Here is a 24449-nt window from a genome sequence, read left to right on the forward strand (position 1 = left end):
AGCATAAAACTGTTAACTTCTTAGACTGATAAAGTCTTAAGTTAAGATAAAAATAAAAAATACATGGAGGTAGTAGTATGTTAAAAAAATTAAAAAAGAAGAAAAGTGGATTTACTTTAATTGAGTTAATTATTGTTATTGCTATTATTGCCATTTTAGCAGCTATCGCAATTCCAGCTTTTGGAAACATTCGTGAAAAAGCTAATAATACAACAGAATTAGCAAATGCGCGTACAATTTACTCAGTTATCACAGCAAAAGTGGCTGAAGGGATGACAAGCCAAGAGTTACAAAAATATGAAAGGGAAACCGAGGTATCAGCGGAAAATGTTGGTGCGTGGGGATTAACGACAATTCCAAAAACACAAGAGGGAGAAGCATTTAAATTCACTATTGATAATGCTGGAAATGTAAAGATTTTTGATGAGGAAGGGAATGAACTTTATCCTGGATCAACTCCTACTAAACCGGAATAGGATATCTCCTCTTACGAAGAAGTAAATTTGGAGCAATATAGGAAATGATAATTATTTAATTCATAATACGAGAGAAAAAGTGTAAAGATCAAACTTTACACTTTTTCCAAATATAAGGTAAGTTGAGGTGAAAAAATGGAAGATAAAAAGCTTGATCTTCGTGAATTGATGAAATTAGATATTAAAGATATTTTTAACCAAAAAAATTTTTCTAAATGGCGTAAAAAGAAGATAAAAAAAGTAGAGGCATTACCTAAACTAGTAGTTTCACTCGATTTTGGGTCAGAATCGATTAAAGTTGTAGAAGGAAGATATCAAAAAAATCATTTAAAAATCATGAAATGTATAACGATTCCTCATCAGCAATGTATTGAGAATGGAATGATTACCAATGAAACGAAACTCATTGCATTGTTAACTGAGCAATTAAAAGCTCATGGAATTAAAGCAAAAGATACAATTTGTATTATAAATTCAACACAAATCATTAATCGTGAGTTGTTTGTTATGCCAGTAGATGAAGAGGAAATGGACACGGTCATCCGTTATGAAATACAACAATTTTTACCGATTAATATGTCAGATTATTTAATTCAATATGTTGTACTTGATGAAGTGGTAATAAATGAAGAGAAAAAGTTAAAATTGAATGTCATTACTTTCCCAGAAAAAATCGCCTTAAGTTATTATGAGTTATTGAAAAAGTGTCAGTTAAAGCCGTATGCACTCGATTTAAGCTATAATGCAATCGGTAAATTAGCTAATTACTCTAATTTACTAAAAGGAGTGTCAAATGAAGAAGGTACTCTTGCTTTTGTAGATATAGGAAGTCAATTTATCGATTTAAGTATTTTTAATAAGCGAAATATTCAGTTTACACGTTTAATTAAATCGGGAAGTACTGCTATTGAAAATCGAGTAAGTGAATTGTCGAATCTGTCTATAAAATCAACAGTATCTTTTGATCAGGTAGACTTATATGGGGAAGATGTAGAGTCCCGAGCGGTTGTAGCAGCCGTTGATGAAATGATTTATGAGTTAGTTCGGGTCATTCGCTTTTATCAAAATAAAGTGGTCGGGAATAGCGTTGATCATATATATATTTTTGGAGGATCAACGGTTATTCCGGGACTGGCGGATTATATAGGGCTTAAAATCGGTATCCCGACCACACGATTAGAGAAATTAACAGGTGTTTCATTAGAAGTACCTGATGAGAATATTCCATTTTATGCGAATGCTATAGGGGCTATCATTCGTTTATAACGACAAAGGTGGGGAGAAGTAGGTGGTGTTTCCCTTCCTTTTCATGAAGCGCACACATTTAAGTGTCGCCTATAGAGTAGAGGCAAATATCCCTTAGTTTTAATTCATTGAAATAAGGAGAGAGAAAAATTAAAGTTAATGGGAGGGTATTTAGTTAGATTAAAAAGGTGAGATTACTTTTTTACAAGGAGGTCAGTTATGCAACGTGATATTAACTTTTTTAGTACGTATGTATTAAAAAATCAGTCTGAAAAAAGACGGAGTATCTTCCGATATGGATATTTAGGAGTTATTGGTGCGGGTATTGCAGGAACATTTCTGTTTAATCAATTTGAATTGTTGCATTTAAAGCAGTCTATTCAAGAAGTGGAGGACCTTTTAGCAGCTCCACCTATTGCAAATCAAATAGCGGAATCAGATTTTGCATTTCAAATGCTAGAAGTATTAAAAAGTTATGATGAACAATTAACGCCGTTAGTAAAAGGTATTCAATCACGAGATTTAATCACAAAAGTTTTATTAGATCAAATCAGTGCAACGCTACCAAGTGGGGTTTCGTTGGGGAGTTTGAATATTACAGACGGTTCAATTACGATGCAGGCAACCTCAGATTCTCGTCCATCGGTAGCAGAATTTCAGCACAACTTGAAGCAATTACCGTTCATTGTAGATGTCTATGTTGGAGGTATTTCTGAGCAAGCACCGTATACGATTAGCGTGACATGTACCGTAAAGGGGGATCAACAATATGAAGATTAGCCAGCGGGATAAAGGTATATTAATGATTATTATTGGAATCACTATTCTTTTTCTTTATTATCAGTTTATTTTTCTCAAGGATCGTTCGAAAGTAAAGCAGCTTTCTCAGAATTTAGCGGCTATTGAAATGAGACATGAACAAGTACTTGAAAATATTAGTACACTACAGACAAGATTGAAGACTATTGAACAGCTGAGTACGTCGATTGCTGAAAGAACCAATCAGTTATATCCGACACTAATTCAAGAAAAAATTATTTTAGAATTAGACCAGCTACTTACTAATCATCAAATTCAAGCGACTATTAGTTTTTCAGAAATAGATGCCCAACCGATTACGCCTTTTACAGGTGGAGTTTATGAAGTTCCTCGTGGTTCATTAAACCCTTTAGCGGAAAAGTATGATGCCTTAATGGGTTCAACAACGGAGAGTGGAGTTACTAAAAATCCTAATTTGAATGGGAGCGTGATCACAGAGAATCAAACACCGATACCCGATTTAAATGAATCAACTAATGTAGAGGGGGAATCTTCTACGGGACAAGCCGAGTTAGAGGATCCATCTACAAGTGAAGCAACGGTGGAAGTGATGAGTATTTCCATTGCATTTACAGGTGCTTATGAAAATGTAAAGAATATGATTGAGGACATTCAAAATTGGGAGCATAATCTTGTGATTACGAACCTGTCACTCACCCCGACAGATACGGGGGTATCAGGTAACTTTACACTAGAGTGTTACGCGATTCCGCGGCTTGAAAATAAAGATGAAGAATATATAAAGTGGACAATTGAAAATGTTTATGGAAAGGTGAATCCATTTATGGGAGGAATAGCGACAGGGGCTTACAGTGAAACGATGGAGAAATTATTATCAGCGGGGGTTAAAACGTATGATTTTATGATGCTTGTTCGCTCATCAGTCTCTGATTTACCATCAGTAACGGTAGGAAAGGCTTTAGATGAGACGCGTGAATCCTATTTAATGGTAGATAAAAATGAAGTTGAAAAAGTGAAGGTGACGTTAACAAAAGTGGGAGATGACTATTTTTATCGTCTTGAAACAAGTGAGGGGCAATATCCAAAAGATCCACAACCTCAAAAGTTTATTCCTACACAGAAAACGATTAATTTCCAAGTCATGAGTGAAAGTCGCCCAGATGTAACAGATAAGTCAGGAGTCGAATTAACCGTAGATAATCAAACGGATTTAACGGTAGAAGTTGAAGTAAGCGGCGATGATTCGACGAATCCACGTGTCAAAGTTGTGAGTAAAGGTTCGCCTGTAAATGTTATAACTAAGTAGGTGGGTAATTTGAATAAATTTTATCGTTATAAAAAAAATGGAGGATTTACGTTAATAGAGGTCATCATTAGCGTTGCATTACTTGCTATTTTATCGCTACCGATTCTTATGACGATTACGACCAATATTAAGATAAGCCAAAATAGCTCTCAGAGTCAGCAAGCTACTTTACTAGGGCAACGGATTATTGAATATTTAGGAAGAAAAGAGTCTATTACACTTGAAAATAGTTTGGAGGAAATAGGGCTTAGCCTTTCTTTTTCTAAATTAGAGGGAACAGATGGTAGCTTTAGTGCTACGGCACAAACAGAGGATAACTTGGAAGTGATGTTAACATTAAAGAAAGTGATAGATAATAATCGTTATTCTAATAATCCCAGTATGAATCAATTAATGAAACAACCAAACTTTATCCTTGAGGGATTGCAAGGTAGTTCATCTCATTTATTAATTAATGGGGAGTTAATGAGTCCAACATTTGTTTTACGAGTTGGAGATAAATCGACAGGGGCACAAGAAGTCCAATTATGTCAGTTAACAAAAGATAAAACAACAAAAAAATGCGTGAAGGATAAATTTGTGCTTGATTATCAAGAGGATACAATGAAAAATGAAGCTTTGGTGACAATAAGAGTAAAAGGAGAATTAGGTCGTAAATTTGAAATTCCTGTAGTGAATGAATCTCGTTACAATATTAATATTTATGTTCAACTAGACCAGGCTCAGGATAGTTCTAATCTTAAATTTGATTATGAAAATAATTCTGTAAATTCTTTAGATACCTCGGTTAGTTATTTATCTGAATTACCTCAGGATTCATTGATGGAAAATGTAAGTGATCTTTATGAGGTGGTTGTCCAAATTAAGCAAATTAATTCCAAGGGAGCTTTGTATGAAAGTAAAAGTGTTCTTCCTTTAAAAATAAAAGAAGTTAAATAAAATTAAGGAAGGGAGGTAGTTTTGATGAAAAAGAAAAAAGGGGCAACGATGATCACCGTTTTAGTACTTATGATGACTATTCTTACAGTTGGAATGGTTTTTCTTTCAGTTGTCTTAAATGATTTCAAGATGTCAAATCGGAATAGTGAAAATGTTGCTAGTTTATATGGAGCCGAATCGGGTCTTGAGACGGCATACAATATTTTAGTGAAGGTTTTTGATTATGCGGTTGATAGAGCCAATCATGAGGTTGAAACAAAGTTTGATTCAAACATGGATTTAGAAAAGTCGCAAGAAGAGATGAACGAACTATTTCAATCCACCTTTATTAAAGTGTTTGAAACAAAAGAAAGTGAGAATTCGCAAGGGATTTTACAAGACTCTATCAATAACTTAACTTATCCTGTTTTTAATCCTAATTCTCAGGGGCAATCACAAACCCGATTTCAATCGATTGATTTTAAGCCAGAGGGAGAAATCGAGATTGAGGTCGTACAAGACAGAGATCCTGATAATTTGACATTTAAGTTTTTGTTTATTTCGACATTTATGAAACATAGTATGACGAAAGAGGTCAGTGAACGTCAAGTTAGTGTTCAATATACCATGAAAGTGCCTCATTACCAAGGGGCTCTTCAACAACAATTAGTTACGAAGACGATTCCTAATTATCCAGTATTTACAGATAGCGTTGTTAATATTGACGGAAATGCGGATTTCAAAGGAAGTATAGATATTAAGGGAAATATTCGGATTAAAGGAAAGGAGAAAGCGTCAACTTCTATTCAATCTCTAGATTCAAAGTATGAAAATGGGATTATTATTAAAGACGCTCTTGTAAAACTTGAGGGAGATTTAATGACGAATGAGACTGTCTCTTTACATAACCAATCAAACGTTGAAATTGATGGGAATATCTTCGCGAGAAATCTTTATATTGGAGAGTTTACGAACGAAACAGCTCTTCCAACACACGCCGAATTAATAGTTCAAGAAAGTTTGTTATTAGATAATGATTTAGTGGTTAATCCGCAAGCGGCATTAGATAAAAAAATAACAACTAAAGTTTGGATGAGTAATCTGTATGGGCTAAATGATAAAAATGAACTGAAGGCAGACGGAACACCATTCAGGGAATCTAGTAGTTTAATTATCAATAGTGAGGGAGCAAAAGTTACGGTTAAGGATTCTACTTATTTGTCAGGTGTTGCCTATATTGACACGAAAGATCCCTATCAAACCGGTGAATCTGTTGCAGTTCGAGGCAATTACTTAGTTTATAATCGTATTTTACCTGGTTATGAGGGAAAAGTTCAGTTGAAATATTATGATCCAATGCTCCTTGTTGAATCTATTGAAAATGATTCATCCATTCAAGCAAAAGCAGAATACTTTGTTAAGTCAGCTCAGGATGGGGCACTAACGCTTAGCACAGGTGGCGTCTCTTTAAATCCTCAAGATGTTCATACCATAGGAGCATGGGTTAGCGAACAACAACCTGTTGGAAAAGGACAGGCTACCTTTTCAGAAGATGAGATCAATTTTTTAATGGATAAACGTCAGGAGTATGCAAGACAAGTCTACAATATGGGAATGAAGGCAGAGGTAAGTGATTACGAGAAAGGGCTGGTGTTAAAAAGTATTACAAGCGGTAAAAACGGTGAGGCACAAATTAATTTTGATTATCTTCGCAGTCATCCCAATCTAGAGTTTCGAAATTATTATGGAGAAGTAATTGCAAATGCCGACGAAAATATTGTGATTAAGGTTGAAAAAAATGAATTTGGAACGAATGATATTATTTATGTTGACCGTCAAAAGAATAATGTAGTAAAACGAATTTCGGATGTTAATAAAGCGTTTATTGTGACGGCAGGCGATGTACATTTTGTAGGAAATGTTTATTTAATAGGTAATGTCATTGCAGGTGGAGATTTAATAATGGAAGCTGATAATTCTGATCAGGATGGGATTCAATTAGTCTATGATAAGAAAGTCACTCAACAAATTATTGCCTTAAATTACGACTCTTTCAAAAACCTTTTTAATAGGAATACTGAAATCCTTAATCAAACAGAGGTTGAGGTTGTAGATGGTGCGACATTAGACAAAATGAACACAAACTACTATGTCGAAGATTATATAGCTGTTAATAACTGGCGATTAGTAAAATAACGGTGATAAAGTATGAAAAAAAAGATAAAAAAGAAGGGAATTACCATAATTGAGATTATTATTTCAATGTCTATTATGTTAATGGTAGGAAGTGTTATTACGGTTCTTTCAATTAATAATAATAAAATTTTAGATAGAATAGATACGTTATCAGAATTACAATTGCATGCCCAAAATATTCAGGCTCACCTTTTTAATTGCATATTAGAATCCGAAGGCGTGGTGGACGTCGAATTTGATAATGAAGGGAATTTTCTTAAATCAATTGTTTTTAAAAATGAGGTTTTCTTTCATCAATACTTAGTAGAGGACGGAAAATTAATTTATAAACTATATGAGATAAATAATGAGGGGAAACAGGAACTGATTCAGACACAAACCGTTTCTTCGTTAATTCAAAAAATACAAGTAATTCCATCATCCAGTCAAGACTTAAAAACTTCTAACTATATTGAGTTGAACGTTTCTTTAGAAAAAAAGAGGGGAATGGACACATTGGAATATCAATTAGATAACTATATTGTTTTTAGAAATTTTAAAAATTGAGGAGTTGAATGGGATGAGAAAAAAACGTAGAATATCAATCTTTAATGTCGGACTTCTTTTAGGATGCTTCCTAATCCCTAACATGAATACCTATGCAAAATTATCTTCCGATTCTATATATGATTTAAACTCAAAACTTCCCTTATCCCAGTCTAAAGAGTATTTTAGTAATCGTGATTTTATATTGGAAAATTCAAAAACGAATTCGAAACCCACTGTAGAAGAAGAGGTCGATTTTATGGTATCCCAGTCAGGATATTTAGTTGGGGATTCCATCGAAGCAACGATTACCTTAAAAGGAAATTATGAGGAAGAAGTTCCATTTAATCTATCATTAATGCAAATGCCTAAAGAATTTCATCTCATCGGTCCTTCAAAAGCTATATTGAGTTCAGAGAATCCTTCATACACATTTCAAATAAAAATTGATAGTATTTTAGACAGTGCCCCAAAAAGCTATCAACTAGTGGGGACTTTGACAGAACGGTATCGAACTCAATCTGTCTATACGCCAAATTTTGAAGTTAAAAAAGGACAAGTGAAAGTTATATTAGAAGAAGGGTTAGATGCAGATTTGCTTCAACAAGTGAAATTATATTTAGTTAAAGCAGATTCAGCTTTACACGGGAACGAACGGGCAGAGATCTTAAATCAGACGATTGAAATCCCGTTGTCAAATAGATTAGAATTTTACGAAATAAGTCAAATAGAAAGTCAGCAGATATTATTTGAAAATATCCCGTCGGGACAGTATATTTTAGTTGTTGATGAATCTTCATTACCTGAAGGGTGGATGATTAAAAATGAAAACCGAATGGTTGAATTAAGTTATAATCATCCTGTGAAGCATATTTCAATTGAGAAGGTTTATAGTCCAAATTTAGAGGTGGAGTTAACAACAGGTCTAGATACAACGGTTCATAATAATGAACTTGTGAATATAGGTTATCAAATTAATCCTCAACCAGTACAATCGGGTGAAGGCTTAATTCCCACTTTTACAGAAACATTATTTTTAGTCGATCCAACTAACTCATTATCGAAGATGGACTTGAATTCGGTAGTTGTAGGGATGGAAAAGATGTTAGAAAGTATTCAATCACCAATGAAAGTTGGCGTGATGAGTCCTAAATTACAACAGATTAAACGTTTAACAGATATAGCACCCCCAATTTATTCATTGGCGAATGAAGCAGAAAAGTCTTCATTAATGAACGAATTAAGACAGTTATCAATTAAAAAGTCAAAGAATGAGTGGGATATAGAACAGTCATTAGATGCTGCAACTCGTCTAATCTCTCTTTCAACTGAAACGGATTCTAAGGCAATTGTCATGGTGTCTAATCATTCATTTGAGTTGGACTCTGAGATGATAGAACGTTTGAAACATCAAAATTGTAAGTTAATTATTCTTGACCTATCTCAGAAGAAGAACGAATCATTAGTGTCCTTATCAGATAATGAATGGGTTACGGTATTTTCGATATCGAGTGAGCCCGAATTCAAGGAAACGATAGGGCAGGTAAATAAAATGTTAACTGAACCAGTCTCATCATTCACCGTGAGTCCAACATTAGTTTTTGATTTAGGAAATAAATTTGAAGCTATTGAGGGCCTACAGAACGTGGGGGATACAAGATATGAAACCTTACCATTGGAAATTGAGTATCAGTTGGATTCTACAGGATGTGAATATCGTGCTCAACCTGTTGAGGTATTCTTTAAAGTAAGGGTGACGAATGCGCAGGTTGATGAGCAAATCACATTTAAAAATCAATCAATCATTCACTATGAGCAACGAGATGGATCCGAAGCTGAAAAAACGATTTTATCGCCGAATTTTACGGTAATAAAACCGGAAGTTAAATTAGATTATGGATTGTACGGTGGAGTTCATGGTGATAAGATCGAAATTATTTCTCATGAAATGAACGCACCTAAACGTTTTATTGAAGGTTCAATGGTTTATATAGCAGCTCTTTTCGAATATCAGCCATATTATCAAGATTATTCCTTTTCTATTGACTCAAGATTACCAGTAAGTGAAGAGTCAATACGTACCTATCGTATCCAGCGAGATGATACTGGACAAATAAATTTGGAGCCGATTGAGTCGGTGAAACAATATATTGCTTCTTTTTCCACATACACGCATGTTCGCTTAAACTTATATAATAAAGTAGAGGCCAATGATCAACTCCTCATTTTATATCATGTTGAGATGCCTAAAGGGAGTCATAAGTATAGAAGTACAGTAACCATTGATGAAACCGAAAAGTTCATTGAAATAGAAGGTCTTGATGTCGATAATGATGTCGCACCAAAAGGAAATTTACCATCTTTATTTTGAAATAAAATATATCTATGTGTGTGCACGTTTTCGTCGAATTTGTTTAGTTCTATTCCAAGATAATTTTAAGAGATAAGATACGAACATCGTAGGCATTGAAGCCCAATTTTCAATGAATAATTTTTTAGGGAAAATTAATCATAAGTTTATTCTAACTTGTGATTAATTAATATATATTAGCCATATGATACAAAGGAATGAGATTAGTAAGCATGTAATAATATAGAGGCATATAAAGCTACCAATTCTGTAAGCTGAAACTACGGAATTGATAGCTTTTCTTTTTATATCGTTACTAATCGTCTCCCTAATAAATCCGTAATTTACAAAATATAGTGTCAACATTTAGACGAATTCAGGTTATTTGCCCTGATTGTCCCTTTGAAAGTGCATGTCAATATCTAGGTGAGCGTACCTTATGATAAAATAAAAAGAGGGACTGGATCGTAGGCGGGTGAGAGATAGATGAGGAAGGTATTATGTCTTCAGTAATGAGATAAAATTAAAATAATAGCATCTGGATGAAGGTTAAAAAGATAAGATATTTTTGGTAAAATATCTGTAATTTTTTTGTAAAATAGGATATCATAATAACATGAATAATATTTTAATTGATAAAATGGGAAGTAACTTATAGGGGATTAAATAGGTAAATTTTCGAGTGTGATTTCAGGGGGACTCGTTTTAAAAGAATGTGAATTAAATAAAAATTTGATATCTATATCTGAATAGAGGAGTAATCAACAATTTTAAAATTATATGTATTTTCTATTTCAATGTGTTTAATGCTGAAGACCATCTAGACTAAATATTATCGTGATGTGTATAGATATACAGGAATTAGGATAGTAAGTGGGATCAGTATCGACTTTATGCATAATCATTTGATGGAAGAGTTACAGTTTTTTATAGAGTAAAGAATCAGAGTTAATAATCTTCTAAAAGCCAACCTTTTTATTATTTTGAGAATGGTACCCGTCTAGGTGATGGGAGGATAGGTGAATGTCATTTTCTAGGATTCTTTTAAACTTTACTGTGAATTATTAGGAGTATAACCTCGAGTTAGAGATAAGGATTCTTAAAGTGAATTAGGTAAATTTATTATGTAAGGAGTTGGAATCATGAACATACCTATCCGTATTGCTATTTGTGAAGATAACATCGACCAATTACACATTAATCAAACTTATATAGAATACTGGGCGTCACTAAAAGGAGTAAAGGTAGAGATTTCATCATATCAAAATGCAGAAAGTTTTTTGTTTCATTGGAATGGGATAAAACACTATGATATTATTTTTTTAGATATTTTGATGAAAAAAATGTCAGGTATCGAGTGTGCTAAATATATTCGTCAAAAAGATGAGGATGTCGCGATAATTTTTATTACTGGTGGAGATTCTTATGTTTTTGAAGGATATAAGGTTCAGGCGTTAGATTATTTAATGAAACCTATCAGTAAGAAAAATGTTGTGGAGACGCTTAATAGATGGTATGAAAAATATTCACGGAAAGAAGCCTTGTATTATTTAGTTAAAAGGGGGAAGGAGTTAATAAAAGTTAACTATGATGATATTTATTACTTCATTTCTTTTGATCACTATATTGATATTCATACGGTTGATGACGTTTTGACTTTTAAGGAGAAAATAAGTCAAGTTGAGAGCGAGTTACCAAATCCACAGTTTTGTCGATGTCATCGATCGTATATTGTTAATTTAAAATGTATCGATGTAATTAATAAAAATGAAATTGTCTTAGACAATGGGGTGCGAATTCCAGTCAGTAAAAGTCGTCTTAAGGAAGTGTATGAATCCTTTATTACTTATTTTAAAAATAATCGTTAAAATGGAAAAGAGGTGTTGTTTGATTTGAAAATCTTATTTTACATAATTAGTAATGGAATCCTCACCTTTTTTTTAATCAAAAATTTTGAACGGCAAGAATATAATCCCTTAAATAATAAAAATAGCTTGACCCTCTTTTTAAAAATAGGGTTAATAAGTAGTGTTTTTGTCATTTTGGATATTTTTTTCTTTTCTAAGGGGACTATGAGTGCTTTTTTAATCTGCTTAATCTATATCATTCTTTACAGAAAAGGTAGAATTCTAGAAAAAATATATTGGATGACGGTCATTCAAAATGCGACGAGTGGAATTTATTTATTTTGTCAATTGCTATTTTATAAAATGTTTCACTTAGAGACGGCGACTGAATATCCTATTTTCCCTATAATGTCCCTTTTTTTAGGGATGCAGTGGGTTGTTTTATATGAAATTACAAAGTGGTTTCCTAAATTAGTGTATTTAGAAAAACGTATGATTGTGATATTAACGGCAATAAATCTATTTTGGTTATTTATATTCGACGAATTAATCTATGCATCTGATCGTCGTATCTCATTATTAGTTTGTTTCATTTTTTTACTCACATATACGATTTATGTTTTAGTTGAGGGGTTACTATTACACCATATTAATCGATTAATTTATGTGGAAATGGCATATAAAAACATAGACTTGAAATCTAAGTATGATGAGGATGTCGAGGCGGCAAATTTAGAAGTTCGTAAATATCGTCATGATTTGGCAAACCATTTACAATTATTATCATTTTTTATGGAAGAGCAATTTTATGAAGAGGCCAGAGAATACTTAATGCAAATGAAGGCAGAGTTTCAACACATTAATGGAATTTTTTTTTATATACAAACAGGAAATCAGGCAATGGATTATATTTTGAATTCTAAAAGATTGATGGCCCAGGAGCAGGGGATAGCCATTAAAATAAAAATTGATGATTTATCAAATTTATCGATAATTACATTTGATTTGTGTACACTTTTTTCTAATCTTTTAGATAATTCGATTGAGGCATGTAATCGGTATACAGGGGAAAACCTTTTTATTGAATTAGATTTAACTATTATCAAAAAAAATTTAGCAATTAAGATGAAAAATTGTTCAAATGATGTTAAGACTGATATTCATGGCAATTATTTAACTAGTAAAATTAAAGGGGATCATGGACTAGGAATGAAGCAAATACATAAAATCGTTAAGAAATATGATGGATATATTTTAACGAATTATGAAAATAATGTATTTGAGACAGATATCTTATTAATGAATGTTATTAACAAGTAATTGATACTCAATGCTGGTGATTACACGAAGTAACTATCTATTAAGTGTTAATTGTATTTTCGATGAGCAACTAAAATTAAAATTGTTGTAGTTATTTCAGTATAAAAACTATCTGCTATTACGATGTTCCCTATGTGGTAGAAAGATATCTCATAAAAGGTGAATGTCAGTTTTCTCGAGATAATTCTAGATATGTCTTAGTGGAGAGGGGAAGGCTATAACGCTATAATGCGAAACCGTTTCTGTTAATAGATAGATAACGTCGAGTGTGAGAAAAAACCATATAATAGCAGAGTAAATATATGATATAATTTTAATTAGATATACGAAGTAAAAAATGTTTCACCTTTTGGGAGAGAGCGTTGTAGCTTTTATTGACAAATATAAGGGTCTAATTGAGAGAGTGGCTTTGAAAATTTCCAAGAGTGAAAGGTTTGTCACCGCTTCTATATAATAAGAGGTTTGAATTAACTATGGCTAGTTGAGGGGAGGCCAAGCCAGCACAATGAATTTTATTAATAAAATTAATTATAAGCTTGTCTTAATTTCTTTTTTGTTCACGGCGATGTTTGTTTTGTCAGCAAATGTATTGGTGAATCGTATATTAGATAACGTGATTGAGCTATCCGCAGATGTTCACTATAACCAAGTCAGTCAACAGTTAACTAAAGATTTTACGACATTAAAAAACACCGTTGAACAAATAGCGGTAGATGATAAGGTCATTAGTCGTTTAGAAAATAACCGGAATATTAATCAACTGGATCAAACGGATAAGGAAGTTATTGGTTGGTCATTGAATTTATTTAATCAACTACTAGAGGCTATCCCGTTTATTGAAAATCCCATTAGTATTGTGAGTATTCCAGGACACTATTTATTTTCTAATGACTCATTGTATAGTGACTTTGACGTCTCCCAACGCGAATGGTTTAAAGGGGACTATCTAGAGCTAGGTTCTAAAGTTTTTGTCACCGATGTCTATCAAGATTTTGTGACGGACAAACAGACGATTTCCATTGTTGCCTTTATTCGTAGTGAGACTCAGGGGGACTTGTTAGGGGCAGTTGTTTTAGATATTCATGTCGATGTATTGTTGTCTTATGTGGATTCCACCTTTTATCAAGGTAAACTTAAAACGACACTTATTCCGGATCAAGAAGGCAGTGACTTCGTTGACATTAAAAGTAAACAATACGGTTATTATACAAAGGAATTAAGTGAAATATTCCCCGGATATCAGATGATGTTTTCTTTTGAAAAGGAAAGTATGAAACAAAATGAGCCGATTATGACCAATACAAAAGATATGCGGATTGTCATTGTTTCCGTCGGAATTTTTGGGGCATTCTGTATGATTACTGCTATTTATCTTGCCTTTGATCCTGCCTTTAAGTCGATAAAAAAATTGAGGAAAATTCTCGTCCAATTAAATCAAAATGACGATTTGTTAGGTGAGAAAAATGAGTTTGCCCAATTAGAATTAATTGCAGATGTTTTGGACAAGACGTTTGATGATAAAGTCGAATCAATGATTTATTACGATCCTCTTACAGGGTTACCTAATCGTAAAAAATTACATTTAATATGTGAGGAGTTAATTAAACAAAATGAGCCGTTTGCTCTTATTTTTGTGGATATGAACAAATTTAAAATGGTTAATGATATCTTTGGTCATACTGTTGGGGATCGTCTCCTTATTCGATTTAGTCATATTATCCAACGAGCTTTAGGCAAGCGTGGGATTGTCACGCGATATTCTGGTGATGAGTTTGTGATTATTTATAAGAATTATACAAACGATGCGGAATTTGAATTTTATTACCGTAATAAAATTGTTCCCCTCTTTCAATTGCCAGTAGAGTTAATGCCTGATGTAAAAGTATTTATCGAATTTTCGATTGGGGCGGCTGCGTTTCCAAGAGACGGTATAGAAGTTTCAGAGTTGATTCAAAAAAGTGATTTAATGATGTATAAAAATAAAAGTGCTGGATTAAGGGATAAAATGATTTTCTTCAATGATGAGGTCTATCAAGATTTAATTAACGTTGAAAACTTAAAGAATGAACTACGCACAGCTCTGTTAAAAGATGAATTTAGAATCGTTTATCAACCTATCATCGACGAGAATAAGCAGATTGTAAAGGCGGAGGCTTTACTTCGCTGGGAAAGTGAGAAACTAGGGAATGTTTGTCCACAAGAGTTTATTCCATACGCTGAGGAAACACGTGAAATTATCCCTATTGGATGTTGGATTATTGAGGAGGTTTGTCGCTTTATTCGGGATCAGCAAATTTCGATTGAGATTAGTATTAATGTTTCGCCGATTCAGTTATTAGAGGTTGACTTCTTTAGCTGCGTGGCAGCAATGGTTGAAAAGTATCAAATTCCTTTCGAGCGGCTCTCATTTGAGTTGACAGAATCTGTTCTTCTTGAAAAAAGTGAAGCATTGACTCAAAATCTTCATCATTTACGTGAAAAAGGCTGTAAGATTTTACTAGATGATTTTGGGACAGGTTATTCCTCATTTAGCTATCTTCAAAAATACCCAATTGATATTGTGAAGTTAGACAAGGTATTCTTATCAAATTTGGATGACAGAGCCTATATGATTATTAGTCATATTAATAAAATTGCTGATTTATTAAATATGAACGTAATTATTGAGGGGGTTGAGACAGAAATCCAATTTAATACTCTGGTTGAAATCGGATGCGGAATGTTTCAGGGCTATTATTTTTCACGTCCGTTGTCTGAACAAAATTTTATTAAATTGATTAAAGTTTAAGTAAGGGTGTTACATTGATTTTTTTAATAAAATCTGAGATGTAAAGAGATAAGAGGCAATTGAAGTCAATCTGATTGCCTTTTGCATAGAGAAAAGGAGGGTACATTTTTTGTAGAAATAAAAGATTGAAAAATTTTTTTACGATTGATGAACTGGATTTAATGGGTGTATAGAGGGGGATACATAATGAAAGAAACGTTTAGAAGATGTGTGTTATTGTCTATCTTGTGTTTAACAGGATGTAAACATTTGAAAGGAGATGAATTTTCTCATTATAAAACGCGATATGAATTAAATAATTATACCTTTGCGGTGAAGGATTCGCAAGGCGAGCGTGTAGGACCTCGATTGAATGTGTTTTCGGATGATGAGGATGTGGTGTTTCAAAGTAAGGATGGGATACACTTGCAGCTAATAGAAAAAAATAATCAGATTTTAGCTGCCGAGATTATTAGTATTGATGCTAAAGGCTTAGGTCGATATGAGTTTGTCTTAGAGGGAGGTGTCGATCGGATTCCTGCTGAAGTGATTGTCAGTCCGTTTTTATATGCTGATGATGAAAATGAGGTAGATATTGAGTTTTCGTCATGGGATGAGGAAGATAATGCTAATGAGAGTCCTTGGCTAAGGGAGGGAAATTATCAATTTGTTGTACAACCTTACTATAAAAGGGGGAATTCTAATCGTCCAACTGAGAAATTAGATTTAAATAGAGGTGAAAAGGGTGGAATGACACGTTATCGTATCGATAATTTTACTGATAAGGTTAGAATTGAAATCTACGATATGGGGGATTCCAATCATAAACCCCTTGCGACATGGGAGTATCCGCGGGGGATAGCCAAAGGTGATGAGATGAGATTTCGGCTAAATGTCTATTTAAGGGATGAGGAGGCTGTTCAACGTGAAGGTTTATCAGAACCTATAAGTATTATACTGAGGGAGTTTAAGTTTACTAAATTAAAAGATTTATAAAGTGATTAGTGGAGGAGTGGTTTTTTGATTGTTGTTAATAGGCGGGAGATTAAATATTCTATTAGTGATGCGGACTATTATCGTTACTTAAATTTATTTAACGAAATTTTGAAAAGTGACCCACATTCAAAAAACGGGGGATATACGATTCGCAGCCTATATTTCGATACTTTTACGGATGACGATTATTACAGTAAAATGAACGGTGAAGAGGTGAGAAAAAAAATCCGTCTTCGTTTATACGATGTAAATACAAAACGAGTGAAATTAGAACTGAAACGAAAAATTAATGTTAATCAGGTGAAAGAAACGGTTTGGATTTCATCGGATGACGCCAGATCGCTTATTAATTGTCAATACGACGTTCTTTTAAAATATAAGGAGAAAACAGCCCAAACGATTTACAATATTATGACACTAGGGCAATACCGACCTGTTGTTCTGATTGATTACGATCGTCGTGCCTTCTATCATGAGGAGAATAACATTCGACTTACGTTAGATAGTAACATTAGAAGTAGTGAAACAAATTTTGATATATTTTCGGAAAATATTCCGATGGTACCGGCGTTTACAACGTATCATGCCATTTTAGAGGTTAAGTTTAATGGTGATTTATTTTGTTGGATTGCGGAAGTTTTACGGGGGCGCGATACGATTAATCAATCTTTGAGTAAGTATTGCGTTTCAAGGTCATTGTTTGATCAGTATTTAGCATAAATTTTAGGAGGAAGAAAAATGAAAGAGACTTTGTATGAATATTTGGTGACGCGGAGTGGAGAGGTAAACTTATTTGAGGCATTCGAGATTTTAATTATTGCTTTATTATTATCGATGGTTGTCTTTTGGACTTATAAGTTTACATTCAGTGGGGTACTATATAACCGTAAATTCAATGTTTCCTTAGTCATGTTAACATTAGTGACAACGATGGTAATGATTGTTATTAAAAGTGATATCTCACTATCCCTTGGGATGGTCGGGGCACTATCGATCGTACGTTTTAGAACGGCTATTAAGGATCCCCGGGATACAGCCTACATTTTCTGGTGTATTGGAATTGGACTTTGTGCAGGAACGCAAAACTATGCTATAGCTTTAATGGGATCTATTTTTCTAGCCACTGTTCTCATTTTGTTTAGTTTTGGAAAGTTTGGTGTAGAAAATAGGTATTTATTGATTATTCGAGGAGAAAACCGTTGTGAACAGGAGGTTATGTCTTATTTGTTTAAACAGTTTAAAGGGGCGCAATTACGTGGTAAAAATACAACGACGCAAAGCATTGAAATGGTTTATCAAATCACGTTAAAAAATGAGGCGCAACAAACAATGCTTGATCAATTCTATCGAATTGAGGGGGTTCAAAGTGTAAATATAGTGGCGCAAAATGGGGAAACCATTGGCTAGGAGCATGACGATGAAAAAATTAGTCGCATTTATGATGGTTCTTTTATTTTTAATGATAAGTTGCTTGGTGATGGTCGAAAGTATTGATAAATTAGATCAGAAAAAACAGAAGCAAATTAAATCAACTTTAGGCTTACCTGGTGATGTCCTAGAACATTCGGATTTGCCGATTGTTGTAATAGATACAAATGGTGAAGAAATTCATTACGTAAGAAAGGGAGAGAGTTTGGGAGAGAGCATTTTAGCCGAGTTTAGTCTTTACCTTCCTGAAAACTTTAAAAATGGAGATTTAAAGGCAAAGGTTGAGACAATGGTTGATATTGGCGTGAGGGGAAATACGTCTCGGCTTCTTCCCAAAAAGCAGTATAGTTTGACGTTATTAAATAAAAAAGGGGATGAAAAAAAGGCGTCCTTATTAGGAATGCCTAAAAGTGCAAAGTGGATTCTAAATGCCTCTTTTGAAGACCAGTCTTTATTGCGAAATAAATTAGCCTATGATATTTCTGGTAAAATCATGCAATACGCCCCCCGTGTTAAATTTTGTGAGGTTTACTTAGTTGATGATAATCAGCCACTTTCTTCACAGCACTATAAGGGGATTTATTTACTGGTTGAAAAGATAGAACGCCATGATAAACGAATTAATATTTCTAAAACTCAATCGGCCTCTTCTGAAACAAGTTTTATTGTAGCGAGAAATCGTTTAAAGCTTACAGATATACTATTAGATAACTATGGGTTTGAAACATATCTCTACGATTACAATATGGTTGTAGAGTACCCTAAAACAAATTTAACAGACGAGAAAAAAAATTATATTACCCAAACGGTTAGTGAATTTGAACGAGTTTTGTATTCAGATCGTTTCGATGACCCGCAAGAGGGGTATGCAGCCTATATCGATGTGGATTCATTTGTCGATTATTTTATTATAAATGAATTTTTTAAGAATACAGATGCGGGTATTTTTAGTACGTACTTACACAAGGATTATGGAGAGAAGATTAAAGCGGGTCCTGTTTGGGATTTTGACTCAGCCATGGGAAATAGTACGCATTTATTCCCTTATTATGACGAAACGGGGTTTTATATGCCTCAAACAGCGTGGTTTAGTGAGTTATTAAAAGATAAAAAATTTGTGAATCAAGTTATTAGCCGTTACCACCAACTTCGCTTAACCTATTTAAGTGATGATTATCTTATTCAACAGATTGATGATTATGTCAGTGAATTGGGGGAAGCGATTGAGCGTAATTTTGAAAAGTGGCCTGTTGAGTTATGTAATCAATCTGAAATGCTTAAAAAGTATTACTCCATTATCCGACCTTACGAAAATGATGTTGACGCATTGTTGAATTTTTTTAGGGAACATCCACAATATACTGCCGAAGTTGAAAATCGAGCTAATAATTATGATGAGGAGATTGCGAAGCTTAAGCTATTTATTCGTGAGCGTGGTGCTTGGATTGATAAAAATATTGATAGTCTTTTAAAATGGGCAGAGTAGGAGAGGAGGAGAGATTATGAAAAGATTTCTTATTTTGAGTACCCTTGTTTTTGCCCTCTTTTTTCTAATATTCCTTAGGATTATTCCTCCCTTTTTAAATAATGGTGGAGGTGATGAGAGCCCATTTACTATTAGAGATGGGCAACTATATACTTCATTTAATAAAGAAACGACTCCTTTTCAATTTATTGGAATGAATGTTACTTCAGCACTTCCTGGTAGTTTTCCTAATGAAGTAGATTTAGGAGAAGAAACTTATTTAGAGTGGTTGCAGTTAATTCAAGAGTTAGGCGTAACGGTTTTAAGGGTACCAGATTTAATGCCACTAAATTTTTACAAGGCATTGGACAAATTTAATGAAAACCGGCAGGAGCCTCTTTATCTTTTACAAGGAATTTATATGGATGACGTTGCATTAGCGGATGGTGCCGATCTTCAGCAATTAGAGCAGTCTTATATGGGTAAGATAAAGAAAATCATTGATTTTATGTACGGCGGGGCGTATCCAGGTAATGATCTTGGTGTTTCTTTACAAAAAGGGGTGAATCTTTCATCTTACTTAATAGGATATAGTCTAGGTATGGAATGGGCAAATCAGGATGTTATTTTTTCGGATATTATGAATGAGTCGTACGCGTATGAAGGGGATTATTTTTATACATCGGATTCGGCGTCTAATGTTGAGGGATTGTTAGCTAAACTTATGGATAAATTAGTTAGTTATGAGGTTCAACGTTATGGAATTCAACATTTGGTGACGGTCGTAGGGTCTAATATAGAGGATTTTTTAGTTTATAAAAATAGTCAATTAAACGCAGAGTCAGAAAAATATATTGGCCAAACAATTAAGCGAAATATTAAGCCTGTTGTTGATTTAAATGAGATTAAACCGACGCAAAAGCTAAAAAGTGGCTATTTTGCATCGTATTATTTATATCCGGTTTATAGTGATAAAATGGGAGAGTCCATAAGAGAAGTGATAACGGATTTACAAAGGTTTCATGAAATACCGATTATGATAGCGGAGTATAGTCTTCCCTCGGCAAAGGTAGTTTATGAGGAGATGTCGGGACAGTTATTAGGGATTAATGAAAGAGAACAGGCGGAAGGCCTGGTTACTATTTATCGCACACTTCGACAATTATCTATTTTGGGCTCTTGTTTGTCTGAGTGGCAAGATCGATGGGATCGAACATCCTTTACGACAGTTGATCGGGTTATCCTCGATCGTAGCCCTTACTGGCCAAATAAATTAACGGATTTACAATCGAGGGGAATTTATACCTTTGATGCTTCAACTGACTATCCTGATCACCAAATAGATGAGTGGAAAGATAAAAATGTTTTATCCACCCACGATGGATTAACCTTATCTGTAAAGACGGATGAAGAGGGAATCTTTTTTCTTATTCAGTCAGAAGAGCAAATAAATAATCAGTCAAGTTATTGGATTGATTTAGATGTGACTCCTAATTCAGGAACTAAATCTTATACGGAGAAGGGATTGACCTTTGAAGATCCGGTAGACTTTGTCATTAATATTAATCCTAATAATCAAAGTCGTCTATTAGTTCAACGTTATTATCACACGTATGAATTTTTAAAGGAGCGAACGAATTTACAAATCCATCCCGATGAAATTAAAGTTCTTCCGGATATGGATGAGTTCACGCCTATTTTAATCGAGGTTAAGTCGAAAGCATATAATCAGGAAATAAAAGAATTTGAGGAGGCTATTGTACAAGAAGCAGGACGATTAATTGAGGGGAATGCTAATCCGAATTCCAATCAATTTAATTCCCTGGCTAATTATTATGTGGGAGATAACTATATAGAGATAAAAATCCCATGGGGACTTTTAAACTTTAGTGATCCTACTAATTTAAAAATTCATGACGACTATTATCAGCGATTTGGAATTCATTCCATGTCTATTAATCATTTAAATATTGGATTGACGGTAGTGGAAGCAGATCATTCGAGTGTTCGATTACCATCTGAAAAATATCGTTTAATGCCATGGGTTAATCCAACATATAAATCACGATTAAAACTTGCCTATACGCTATTACAAAATGAATTTAGGGACAAATAGAAAGGACGCGGTGAGATGCAGGTCTTTATCATTTCCTTAATGATTACCTTTTTTATTTATTTAATCTTTTGTATGAGGCTTTACTTATCTTATAGAATTCGAAAGGATCAGCGCCATCAGAAGCAATTAATGAAGCATGCCTCTTTTAAAGTTGAAATTAGAGAGCAATTTGATACATTAAGGATGGGAAATCGGTTAAGTCAAGAAACAATCGACCAAACTGAGAAATGTTTAAAAAGTAATATTTATTTTGATTTATTTAATCGAGTAATTGAAGAGTTATTTCTGATAGAGGAATATAGGCCTATCCTTAAAGTCTATGTAGAAATTTATATTGGCTTTTTACAGCGAGTGATTAAATTGGATAAGAGAAAGGGTGAAATTGAAGAGTTAAAGCTTGCCAAACTCTTCGGGTACTATCAAATGGATTTACCCTTTATCAATCAATGGTTATTAAAAAAGTTGAATAAAAACTCTATGTATTTAAAATTGAACGTTTTAACCTCCTTAGCTCAAATTGGAAATAGTTCGATTTTTGCTAAGGCCTTGACTAGTAGCTATAAAGATTTTGAATTATATAATAATAAAGTGCTAATAGGTATTATGCAACAGTTTAGTGGAGATTACGATGAATTAAATCGTTTTTTAATAAGAAACTTTAAAGAGGCTGAAGATGATTTTCAACTCTTATTGATTCAGTATTTTACCGTTGTTCCATGTCCAATGGTTGAAAAGAAACTCTGTGAAATTTTATCGGAAGGCAGAGATTCTCACAAGGAAATCTGTTTAAGTATTATCAAATATTTTGCGAATCATCCGAATTTAGAGAGTAAATCAATACTATTAGATTATTTAAAGCATAATGAATGGGAGTACCGTGTGTTAAGTGCTAAGGCCTTGCAGTATTTCTCTGAGGAAGATGTTATTAATCAGTTATTTATAGCTACGGGTGATTCTAATTGGCATGTTCGTTTTAACTCGGCCATGGCCCTTTGTAACTTTAATATCAATCAACGAATAAAAGAATATATTTTACAATCAAAGGATTATTATTCAAGGGATATTTTGCAATATGCATTATCCTTAAAGGAAAAATCTTTTCAATAAGGGGGCGGTGCAGTGTTAGAGTTTTTGGTTGATAGTATTAATAATTTTTTCATGATATATATTGCCATTTACGCTATTATATTTTTTATTTCCACTCTCTCTGCCATCTTTGTTATTGAAAAAAATCAATCTTATCGGAAATATCAACATGAGATAGATTCAAAGAATGAGGATAGTTTATTACCAATATCAATATTGGTTCCTGCCTATAATGAGGAACAGACTATTATAGATTGTATTGAGTCTAACTTATATTTAGATTATCCAGAGTTTGAGGTCATTGTTATTAACGATGGATCTAAGGATCGAACAGGTGATTTGGTTCAAGAACATTTTAAGTTAAAACGTGTCAATCGTCCGATTCGTAGGGTTGTACCTTGCCAAAGTGAGATTGATATTTATGAGGGAATCATTAATGAGAAGATTAAGTTAACCCTCGTTAATAAGGTAAATGGTGGGAAAGCTGATGCTTTAAATATGGGAATTAATTTAGCAAGATATCCGTTAATTACGTCGTTGGATGCCGACTCAATTTTACAATATGATTCTCTTCGTGAAATTGTAATGCCATTTAATCGGGATAATCGAACGGTAGCTGTTGGTGGTAATATTAAAGTTTCTAACCAGGTAATATTAGATAGAGGGCGAGTCGTTAAATATTTGACTCCAAAACGATTTATCGTGATGATGCAGCTCATCGAATATTACCGGGTGTTTTTAAATACGAGGGTCTGGTTAAATTTATTTAATGGTAATTTAATTATTTCTGGTGCATTTGGTCTTTTTCGTAAGGATGCCGTCATCTCTGTTGGAGGATATGATACTAAAAGTATTGGCGAAGATATGGATTTGGTATTAAAATTACATTCTTTTTATCGCCAAAATCAGATTCCTTATCAAATTAGTTACGAACCTTATGCGGTTTGTTGGTCTCAAGTTCCATCTAAACTAAAGGATTTGAAGAATCAGAGGAGAAGGTGGCAAATTGGTTTAATGACTTCGATGTTTAATCATCGGCAAATGGCATTAAATCCTCAATACGGCTTAACGGGATTCTTTTCCTTTACATACTTTTTTATCTATGAGATGATGTCATGCGTATTTGATAGTTTAGGAATTATCATTATTGTTCTTGCCTTTTTTGCTGGTTTTTTAAACATGACCTTCTTTTTAACTTTTATGTTAATCTATGTTTTTTATAATACGGGTTTATCTATTATGGCGATAAAATTCGAGGAGTATATGTTTAGGGAGTCGCTATCGTTACGGGCACGAATTAAGTTAATTTTATTTAGTTTGATAGAGAATTTTGGTTATCGACAATTGATTTCCTTGTATCGATTTAGTGCTTTGATTGGATATCGTAAGCATAAGCATCAATGGAAGAAAATTAGTCGTGTTAAGCATAATAAACTACATTAAGTTGAATCTTCTTTATAAATGAGAGTGGTAAATTTAATAAGAATGAACATGCTAAAGGTGTTCCTCTTCGACGAGGAGACACCTTTTTTTGTCGCCTTATTAATGGGTTTGTCCAAATGGTGGTCATTTTAGGGGAGCAAGCTAAAACAAGACAGAAGTAGTGTTATTTTTTGGTTAATATATGG

18 protein-coding genes are annotated in these 24449 nt (G+C 33.5%); all 18 read left to right on the forward strand.

Annotation, left to right across the window (positions count from 1 at the left end):
• The first annotated feature begins 77 nt into the window (after window positions 1-77).
• The 18 genes from AC6I0I_RS02360 (at window position 78) to AC6I0I_RS02445 (ending at window position 24264) form a co-directional block, all read left to right on the forward strand.
• Window positions 78-476, forward strand: coding sequence for a prepilin-type N-terminal cleavage/methylation domain-containing protein (locus AC6I0I_RS02360; protein WP_317453422.1), 399 nt, complete (start codon window positions 78-80; stop codon window positions 474-476).
• A gap of 135 nt (window positions 477-611) precedes the next feature.
• Window positions 612-1742, forward strand: coding sequence for a pilus assembly protein PilM (gene pilM / locus AC6I0I_RS02365; RefSeq protein WP_161832138.1), 1131 nt, complete (start codon window positions 612-614; stop codon window positions 1740-1742).
• Window positions 1743-1940: 198 nt separating this feature from the next.
• Entirely contained in the window at window positions 1941-2501 is a 561-nt protein-coding gene (locus AC6I0I_RS02370; protein WP_161832139.1) for a PilN domain-containing protein, read from the forward strand.
• On the forward strand, window positions 2491-3807 hold the full coding sequence (locus AC6I0I_RS02375; protein ID WP_262953546.1) for a hypothetical protein: 1317 nt from the start codon (window positions 2491-2493) through the stop codon (window positions 3805-3807). Before AC6I0I_RS02370 ends, AC6I0I_RS02375 begins: the two co-directional genes overlap by 11 nt.
• A gap of 9 nt (window positions 3808-3816) precedes the next feature.
• Complete coding sequence (locus tag AC6I0I_RS02380) at window positions 3817-4746, forward strand: type IV pilus modification PilV family protein (RefSeq protein WP_161832141.1); 930 nt, start codon at window positions 3817-3819, stop codon at window positions 4744-4746.
• A 24-nt stretch (window positions 4747-4770) separates the two neighbouring features.
• The gene (locus AC6I0I_RS02385) at window positions 4771-6921 is read left to right on the forward strand and encodes a hypothetical protein (protein WP_161832142.1); all 2151 of its coding nucleotides are present in this window, start codon (window positions 4771-4773) and stop codon (window positions 6919-6921) included.
• A 12-nt stretch (window positions 6922-6933) separates the two neighbouring features.
• Window positions 6934-7467: a hypothetical protein gene (locus AC6I0I_RS02390; protein WP_262953545.1), complete on the forward strand. Its 534-nt coding sequence runs from the start codon at window positions 6934-6936 to the stop codon at window positions 7465-7467.
• A gap of 13 nt (window positions 7468-7480) precedes the next feature.
• Complete coding sequence (locus AC6I0I_RS02395; RefSeq protein ID WP_262953544.1) at window positions 7481-9817, forward strand: hypothetical protein; 2337 nt, start codon at window positions 7481-7483, stop codon at window positions 9815-9817.
• Window positions 9818-10938: 1121 nt separating this feature from the next.
• Window positions 10939-11664 (forward strand): LytR/AlgR family response regulator transcription factor, encoded by a 726-nt coding sequence (locus AC6I0I_RS02400; RefSeq protein WP_262950146.1) that lies wholly within the window; start codon window positions 10939-10941, stop codon window positions 11662-11664.
• A 204-nt stretch (window positions 11665-11868) separates the two neighbouring features.
• Entirely contained in the window at window positions 11869-12963 is a 1095-nt protein-coding gene (locus tag AC6I0I_RS02405; RefSeq protein WP_262953543.1) for a sensor histidine kinase, read from the forward strand.
• A gap of 505 nt (window positions 12964-13468) precedes the next feature.
• A complete protein-coding gene (locus AC6I0I_RS02410; RefSeq protein WP_262953542.1) occupies window positions 13469-15751 on the forward strand; it encodes a bifunctional diguanylate cyclase/phosphodiesterase in 2283 nt (760 codons plus the stop codon).
• Window positions 15752-15937: 186 nt separating this feature from the next.
• Complete coding sequence (locus AC6I0I_RS02415) at window positions 15938-16726, forward strand: hypothetical protein (protein ID WP_262953541.1); 789 nt, start codon at window positions 15938-15940, stop codon at window positions 16724-16726.
• 24 nt (window positions 16727-16750) lie between these two features.
• On the forward strand, window positions 16751-17446 hold the full coding sequence (locus tag AC6I0I_RS02420) for a polyphosphate polymerase domain-containing protein (protein WP_262953540.1): 696 nt from the start codon (window positions 16751-16753) through the stop codon (window positions 17444-17446).
• An 18-nt stretch (window positions 17447-17464) separates the two neighbouring features.
• Window positions 17465-18133 (forward strand): DUF4956 domain-containing protein, encoded by a 669-nt coding sequence (locus tag AC6I0I_RS02425; RefSeq protein WP_262953539.1) that lies wholly within the window; start codon window positions 17465-17467, stop codon window positions 18131-18133.
• Between the two features lie 10 nt (window positions 18134-18143).
• Window positions 18144-19640 carry a CotH kinase family protein gene (locus AC6I0I_RS02430; protein WP_262953538.1) on the forward strand — a complete coding sequence of 499 codons (1497 nt, stop codon included), beginning with the start codon at window positions 18144-18146 and terminating at the stop codon, window positions 19638-19640.
• 16 nt (window positions 19641-19656) lie between these two features.
• On the forward strand, window positions 19657-21735 hold the full coding sequence (locus AC6I0I_RS02435; RefSeq protein ID WP_262953537.1) for a hypothetical protein: 2079 nt from the start codon (window positions 19657-19659) through the stop codon (window positions 21733-21735).
• A gap of 15 nt (window positions 21736-21750) precedes the next feature.
• Window positions 21751-22842: a HEAT repeat domain-containing protein gene (locus AC6I0I_RS02440; protein ID WP_262953536.1), complete on the forward strand. Its 1092-nt coding sequence runs from the start codon at window positions 21751-21753 to the stop codon at window positions 22840-22842.
• Between the two features lie 12 nt (window positions 22843-22854).
• Complete coding sequence (locus AC6I0I_RS02445; RefSeq protein WP_161832098.1) at window positions 22855-24264, forward strand: glycosyltransferase family 2 protein; 1410 nt, start codon at window positions 22855-22857, stop codon at window positions 24262-24264.
• Window positions 24265-24449 lie beyond the last annotated feature (185 nt).

The sequence above is a fragment of the Turicibacter sp. St.80E1 genome (genome assembly GCF_059728495.1).